We start from the raw sequence: 7,048 nt of genomic DNA on the forward strand, positions 1-7,048 counted from the left end.
CCTAGTATATCATGAATAGGAGTATGAAAAAAGCTTCACGAAGTAAATGTTGAATGTTTTCAAGATTCTTAAAAATAAGAATTATCTAAAAATAAAATCCTCCTACCAAGATCACACTAAGTAGGAGAAAATTCTACTGTTTACAGTTCTTCAAAAGCCATCATGCCACCTTGTACATTGATAACCTCATAACCTTGTTCTGATAAGAATTGGTAAGCACGCGCCGATCTCATTCCAGATTTACAAATAACATAATGTAACTGATCCTTGTCCAATTGATCATAAGTATCAGCTAATTGACTCAGAGGAAGATTCTGAGCACCTTCTAAATGAAGAGCTTCAAACTCCTCCACTTCTCTCACGTCCACTAGAGAAAGTTGGTCATTTTGGTAAAGCTGGTAAAATGCGTCAAAGGTAATTTCTTTCATTCTTTTTCTCCTAATACTCTTCGAAAATCAAATTCAAACCACGTCAGCGTCGCCTTACCGTACTCAAGTACAGCTTGCGGCTGGCTTCCTAGTTTGCTCTTTGATTTTCATTGACTATAAAATTGCTTTAATTCTTTTTTTCAAATCCGGCACTACTTCTGCCTCAAACCAAGGATTTTTGGCCATCCAGATTTGATTGCGTGGTGAGGGGTGAACTAGTGGAAAATAGGTTGGCAAGTACTTCTGGTAGTGTTTTACCCGTTCTGTCACCTTGCCACTGATTTTCTCCTTTAAATAGTAGGCCTGGGCATATTGCCCAATCAAGAGGGTCAATTGAATATCTGGTAATTCTTGCAAGAGCTGTGAATGCCATTTTTCGGCAAATCCTGCTCGAGGTGGTAAATCACCTGAATTGCCATGCCCTGGAAAGTAGAAATCCATAGGCAAAACAGCAAAATATCCTGAATTGTAAAAAGTGTCTTCGTCAACACCAAGCCAATCTCGCAAGCGGGCACCACTTTTATCTTTCCAATAAAGTCCTGCCTCCTGCGTTTTAAGCCCCGGTGCTTGACCGATGATATTGATGCGAGCAGTCTTTGGCGCTGCAAAGAGAGGCTCGATCCCACGCTTTGTATAGGTAGCATTCTGCGTATCTGCCATAATAGCCTGCTTGATTCTTTCGATTTGAGACATCTACTTTCCCTCCAAAAAGAAGTCTAAGCATAGCATCTCAGACTTCTATCGTTTTATTTGATCAATTCGTAAATAGCTTCGGCATAGATTGCTGCAGCTCGGAAGAGATCGTCCAAGGCGATAAATTCATTGGCTTGGTGCATGGTATCAATTGAGTCTGGGAACATGGCACCGTAGGCAACTCCGCGTTCGAGCAAACGACCAAAGGTTCCACCACCGATAACTTGCTCGTGACCTTTAAGTCCAGTTTGTTTTTCATAGACATTCAACAAGGTTTGCACAAGTGGATCTTCCATTGGCACATAGTGAGGGGTATGACCGTGCTCAGAAAGGCTAACAGAAGCAACTGGCAAGTTTTCAAGGATTGACTTGATTTGCTCTGGACTTGTTCCTTTTGGATAGCGGATGTTGAGGGCAATGGTATTATCAGCGCTTGTTTCGTCAAAGCGGAAGACGCCGGCATTCATAGAAAGAGCACCCATCTTTTCATCCACATGAGCAATCTTGAGATTTTCACCCTCATGGTCGTTCAAGAGAATCTTACCAGCGATGTCAAGATAGTCTTTAGCTGGTCCTGCAAAGTCAAACTGACTGAGGAAGAGAGCTAGGTAAGTTGCACCATTGACACCTGAAGCAGGCATAGCACCATGGGCTGATTTACCAATGATCGTCACCTTGTATTGACCAGCTTCTTCGTGAATTTCTCCTCTGAGCTTGTGTTCTGCAACAAAAGTATCTAGTTTAGCTTGCAAGTCAGTCAAATCACCTGAAACAACTGCCGTTGCTGATTCAGGCACCATATTTTCACGCAAACCACCTGTAAAGCTATGAAGACGAGCAGCACCTGCATTTTCACCTGCAAAGTGGAGGTATTCTGTGATATTTCCTTTTTCACCATTGATGATAGGGAACTCAGCGTCTGGAGAGAAACCAAAGTCTGGCTTCGCAAGTCCTACGTGCTCGAAGTAGTAGTCCATATCTGCCCAGCCTGATTCTTCGTCTGTTCCGACGATGAAGCGGACTTTCTTAGAAGTTGGAAGACCCAGTTCTTTGATGATTTTCAAACCATAGTAACAAGCTGTTGTAGGACCCTTGTCATCTGAAGCCCCACGCGCATAAAGACGACCATCTTTGATAGTTGGTGTGTAAGGGTCTGTGTCCCAACCGCTACCAGCTGGCACCACGTCCATATGTGCAAAGATTCCGAGAACTTCTTCCCCTTGACCAAACTCAAAATGTCCTGCGTAGTTATCAACATTTTTAGTTGGGTAGCCATCGCGGTCTGCGATTTCAAGAAATTTTTCCAAGGCTTTTACTGGACCAGGTCCAAATGGATGCTGAGCGTCCGCCTTGCTATCATCACGTTCAGAGTTGATTTCCAAAAGGCTAAACAAGTCAGCCAAGAGGTCTTCTTTGCGTTTTTCTACTTCTGCTGTAAAATCAATTGCTGTCATATTATCTTCCTTCTATCTTTTCTCGATAATTTCATCTACTGGCAAGCGGTAGCTTGGTTCCAATTTTTCGTCTGTGTATCCCACTGTAATCAAGAGTTCTGGTCGGAAGCGGTTTTCGATTTCCAAAACTTCGTTGACTTTTGATTTGTCAAAACCAAGAATCAGATTTGATCCGATTCCTTGGTCTGTAAGAGCGAGAACCAAGTTCATAGCAACCAAACCTGCATTGAGGGCTAGGTAGTCGCTGACTTGTTGTTCATTGTAGCGTGCAAATTCAGCTGGCAAATTTTTCATAAAGTATTGAAGTTGTTCTTCTGAGAAATTGTTAGCACCACCAACCCGGGCAATCTTGCGAGCACGTTTGGCTAAGTCCGTATCTGTAAAGAGGGCAATGGTCACTGGCGCTGATGATACCTGCTCAAAGTTGGAACCGTAAGCCAACTTTGCCAATTCAGCATTTTTCTCACGCACCACTACAAATTTCCATGGCTGGCTGTTGTGGGCGCTTGGTGCCAAGGTTGCAATTTCGATAGCCGTACGCACATCTTTTGGATCAACTGGCTTATCAGTGAAATGCTTAGTCGCATGACGTTTTTTATTTAATTCAAGAAATTTCATAATCGATTTCCTTTTCTAATTCTATTGCTTCCATTCTACCATAATTTGAAAGAGCTTGCAGGGATTTTTCATAGTATCTCTTGGTCCAAATTATTCTTTTTTAAAAACCAAAATATAATTTTTATAAAAACCTAAGGTAGCAACTGATAAAAGCATCACATCAAAAATGATAATTGCAACAGATAGTCCAGATGATAAAGCAATTTTATGGCCTGCTGTATCTGTAATTCGTTCTAAATGAAAATTTTTAAGTACCAAATACAGATAATAGCTGTTCAATAAACTCGATATATAACCAATTAAAATCTGGGATTTCAATTTTGTAAATATCCATAAACCTAACAAAGGAATAGCTATTATTAATAAGGGAAAACCAAATAAGATAACCGTCAAAAAAAGAAAAATTGGTCCATTCCAAATCCACAGACAATAAAGAAGGCAGAGATAAGAAATTACATATACTGTCCCTAATATTTTATTGCTTATTTTACTCATTTTTTCTCCATTCTATTATTCCTTGTTCAGCAACTTGAGCTAATTCCTTTTCTTCCTGCGGGTTCAACTTTCTTTGCACAGCCTCTGCTACTGCTCTTGGTACTCCAACTTCGACAATCTCATCCACACTGGCTTCCTTGATTTTGGTCAGAGACTTGAAATGCTTCATAAGATTTTGCTTGCGTTTAGGTCCCAGCCCTTCAATTCCATCCAATTGTGATGAAAAGGAGTTCTTAGAGCGCAGTTGACGGTGGAAAGTGATGGCAAAGCGGTGGACCTCATCCTGAATCCGTTGGAGGAGGAAAAATTCCTGAGAATTGCGAGACAACTCCACCACCTCAAGCGGATCACCAAAGAGCAATTCATGGGTTTGGTGCTTGTCATTCTTTTGCAGACCTGCAATGGGGATATCCAAGCCCAGTTCCTCTTGGATGACTTGCTTGGCGATATTGACTTGACCTTGTCCTCCATCAATGACAATCAAATCTGGCGGGGTTAAACCCTCGCGCTGAACTCGACCATAGCGCCTGCGAATAACCTCACGCATACTGGCATAGTCGTCTGGTCCAACGACAGTCTTGATTTTATACTTACGATAATCTTTTTTACTTGGTTTGCCGTTGACAAAGACAACCATGGCTGAAACAGGACTGGTCCCCATGATATTAGAGTTATCGAAGGATTCGATGCGGACTGGGGTTGGGATTTGGAGTAAACGTCCTAGATTTTCAATAGCCCCCTGTGTTTTTTCGACAGATTTCTCTAGCAGATTGAATTTCTGCTCTAGGCTGACTCGAGCATTCTTTATAGCCAGATTGACCAGTTGCTTTTTCTCTCCACGCTGGGGTTTGAGAATCTTGGTATCCACCAAAGCCTTGACGGCTTCTTCGTCAATATCCTGCGGAATCAGCACCTCATTGGGAACCAGGTGGGATTTTTCTTGATAGAATTGTCCCACATAGGTTAAGAAGTCCTCGTCCGGATCATTGTAGTAGGGGAATAGATTGACATCCCGCTCAATGAGCTTGCCCTGACGGACAAAGAAAACCTGAACACACATCCAGCCCTTGTCCACATAATAGCCAAAGACATCCCGATTTTGGAGATCCTTTGCCATGACCCTTTGCTTGGTTCGAAGCGTTCCAATGGCCTGAATCAGGTCACGGTATTCCGCCGCACGTTCAAACTCCATAGCCTGGGCTGCCGTTGCCATCTTTCCCTTGAGGTCATCAATAATTTTGTCATCTTGCCCTTTTAGAAAATCAGAAACCTCCTGAGCCATGGACTTGAAATAGGCCTCATCTTTCTTACAGATGGTGTGGGCCATACATTGTCCGATATGGTAGTAAAAACAGACCTTAGATGGTGGATTGGTACACTTACGAAAAGGGAAAATCCTATCCAGCAACCGCTTGATTTCATTGGCCGCCCCCACGTCTGGATAAGGTCCAAAGTAGAGACCTCCGTCCTTTTTAACCTGACGGGTGATAATCAAACGAGGATAGCGCTCATTAGTGATTTTGATGAAAGGATAGGACTTATCATCCTTGAGCATGATATTGTACTTGGGCTTGTTTTCCTTGATCAGATTGATTTCTAGGAGAAGTGCCTCAATATTGGACTCCGTAACGATAAATTCAAAATCCACAATTTCGGACACCAGAGCTTCCGTCTTGGTATCATGACTTCCACGGAAATAAGACCTCACGCGGTTACGCAGATTTTTAGCCTTTCCTACATAGATAATGGTGCCGTTTTTATCCTTGTGAATGTAGCAACCAGGGCTGGTCGGCAAGAGCTCTAGTTTTGATTTAATCAAGTTATTCATAGTTCCATTATAGCAAAAAAGTAGGGAAAGATAGTCCCCCACTCATTGGTTTCATATCAAAATAAGACTAATGCTACTAAACAAATTATAAAAAACATATCCCATTTCATAATCCGTCTAAGTTAGAGTAATAAAAAGCCAGATGCAATATTAATATTCTCATTAAACTAATTAAATACAAAGCCTTTGGATTTCGAAACTATGAAAACTTCTAAAAACCGATTTTTATCACCCTGAACAACAATTATCGATCATAGCTTTTCTTCAACCCACTAAAGTTGACAAAGGGCCGATAATTGTTGACCAAAAGTTGTCCAAAGAAAAAAAGAAACGCTGATTTATCAACGTTCCTTAATTCTATACTATACCGGCGGCCGGGGTCGAACCGGCACGTCCTTGCGGACACTGGATTTTGAGTCCAGCGCGTCTGCCAATTCCGCCACGCCGGCAAATAGTAACTGGGGTAGCTGGATTCGAACCAACGCATGAGGGAGTCAAAGTCCCTTGCCTTACCGCTTGGCTATACCCCAATAATATAAAATAGGCGAGTGATGGGGATCGAACCCACGCATGCCAGAGCCACAATCTGGTGTGTTAACCACTTCACCACACCCGCCATAATTCTATAAACACGGGCAGTAGGAATTGAACCCACACTGAAGGTTTTGGAGACCTTAGTTCTACCTTTAAACTATGCCCGTAATATGGAAGGGGAGGGATTCGAACCCCCGAACCCGAAGGAGCGGATTTACAGTCCGCCGCGTTTAGCCTCTTCGCTACCCTTCCATAATATATAAATGGCGCGAGACGGAATCGAACCGCCGACACATGGAGCTTCAATCCATTGCTCTACCAACTGAGCTACCGAGCCTTATTGCGGGAGCAGGATTTGAACCTACGACCTTCGGGTTATGAGCCCGACGAGCTACCGAGCTGCTCCATCCCGCGTTAATACTAAAGGAGGATGTGGGATTCGAACCCACGCACGCTTTTACACGCCTGACGGTTTTCAAGACCGTTCCCTTCAGCCGGACTTGGGTTGTTACCGCCGTGAAAAGGCGGTGTCTTAACCCCTTGACCAACGGACCATAATTTTTAATGGGCACGAGTGGACTCGAACCACCGACCTCACGCTTATCAGGCGTGCGCTCTAACCACCTGAGCTACGCGCCCAAGTTAAAAACTTGGTAATTTGAACAAAGTTCAAAGCGGGTGACGAGAATCGAACTCGCGACAACAGCTTGGAAGGCTGTAGTTTTACCACTAAACTACACCCGCTAAAATGGGAGTTAACGGGATCGAACCGCTGACCCTCTGCTTGTAAGGCAGATGCTCTCCCAGCTGAGCTAAACTCCCTAGAGCTAAGCGACTTCCATATCTCACAGGGGGCAACCCCCAACTACTTCCGGCGTTCTAGGGCTTAACTTCTGTGTTCGGCATGGGTACAGGTGTATCTCCTAGGCTATCGTCACTTAACTCTGAGTAATACCTACTCAAAATTGAATATCTATTCAAACCAAGAAAACCGCTCG

6 protein-coding genes, 11 tRNA genes and 1 rRNA gene are annotated in these 7,048 nt (G+C 43.2%); all 18 read right to left on the reverse strand.

The window, feature by feature from the left end:
- Window positions 1-140 precede the first annotated feature (140 nt).
- The gene (locus D8837_RS06185) at window positions 141-428 is read right to left on the reverse strand and encodes a rhodanese-like domain-containing protein (RefSeq protein WP_125456523.1); all 288 of its coding nucleotides are present in this window, start codon (window positions 426-428) and stop codon (window positions 141-143) included.
- Window positions 429-542: 114 nt separating this feature from the next.
- Window positions 543-1,121 carry a uracil-DNA glycosylase family protein gene (locus D8837_RS06190; protein ID WP_125456524.1) on the reverse strand — a complete coding sequence of 193 codons (579 nt, stop codon included), beginning with the start codon at window positions 1,119-1,121 and terminating at the stop codon, window positions 543-545.
- Between the two features lie 53 nt (window positions 1,122-1,174).
- Entirely contained in the window at window positions 1,175-2,575 is a 1,401-nt protein-coding gene (gene pepV, locus D8837_RS06195) for a dipeptidase PepV (protein WP_125456525.1), read from the reverse strand.
- A gap of 12 nt (window positions 2,576-2,587) precedes the next feature.
- A complete protein-coding gene (locus D8837_RS06200) occupies window positions 2,588-3,193 on the reverse strand; it encodes a nitroreductase family protein (RefSeq protein ID WP_050242307.1) in 606 nt (201 codons plus the stop codon).
- Window positions 3,194-3,283: 90 nt separating this feature from the next.
- Complete coding sequence (locus D8837_RS06205) at window positions 3,284-3,688, reverse strand: hypothetical protein (protein ID WP_125456526.1); 405 nt, start codon at window positions 3,686-3,688, stop codon at window positions 3,284-3,286.
- Window positions 3,681-5,516 carry an excinuclease ABC subunit UvrC gene (gene uvrC / locus D8837_RS06210; RefSeq protein WP_125456527.1) on the reverse strand — a complete coding sequence of 612 codons (1,836 nt, stop codon included), beginning with the start codon at window positions 5,514-5,516 and terminating at the stop codon, window positions 3,681-3,683. Before uvrC ends, D8837_RS06205 begins: the two co-directional genes overlap by 8 nt.
- Window positions 5,517-5,881: 365 nt before the next feature.
- Window positions 5,882-5,965 (reverse strand) — tRNA-Leu (locus tag D8837_RS06215).
- Between the two features lie 9 nt (window positions 5,966-5,974).
- Window positions 5,975-6,046 (reverse strand) — tRNA-Gln (locus D8837_RS06220).
- A gap of 13 nt (window positions 6,047-6,059) precedes the next feature.
- Window positions 6,060-6,132: transfer RNA gene (locus D8837_RS06225), tRNA-His, on the reverse strand.
- A gap of 14 nt (window positions 6,133-6,146) precedes the next feature.
- Window positions 6,147-6,217: transfer RNA gene (locus D8837_RS06230), tRNA-Trp, on the reverse strand.
- Window positions 6,218-6,221: 4 nt separating this feature from the next.
- Window positions 6,222-6,302, reverse strand: a tRNA-Tyr gene (locus D8837_RS06235).
- Window positions 6,303-6,314: 12 nt separating this feature from the next.
- Window positions 6,315-6,387, reverse strand: a tRNA-Phe gene (locus D8837_RS06240).
- Window positions 6,388-6,390: 3 nt separating this feature from the next.
- Window positions 6,391-6,464, reverse strand: a tRNA-Met gene (locus D8837_RS06245).
- 13 nt (window positions 6,465-6,477) lie between these two features.
- Window positions 6,478-6,556: transfer RNA gene (locus D8837_RS06250), tRNA-Ser, on the reverse strand.
- A 59-nt stretch (window positions 6,557-6,615) separates the two neighbouring features.
- A tRNA-Ile gene (locus D8837_RS06255) sits at window positions 6,616-6,689 on the reverse strand.
- Between the two features lie 34 nt (window positions 6,690-6,723).
- Window positions 6,724-6,794, reverse strand: a tRNA-Gly gene (locus D8837_RS06260).
- 5 nt (window positions 6,795-6,799) lie between these two features.
- A tRNA-Val gene (locus D8837_RS06265) sits at window positions 6,800-6,872 on the reverse strand.
- A 4-nt stretch (window positions 6,873-6,876) separates the two neighbouring features.
- Window positions 6,877-6,992, reverse strand: a 5S ribosomal RNA gene (gene rrf, locus D8837_RS06270).
- Window positions 6,993-7,048 lie beyond the last annotated feature (56 nt).

Origin of the sequence: Streptococcus mitis, assembly GCF_003942965.1 — a bacterium.
GTDB classification, from domain to species: domain Bacteria; phylum Bacillota; class Bacilli; order Lactobacillales; family Streptococcaceae; genus Streptococcus; species Streptococcus mitis_BH.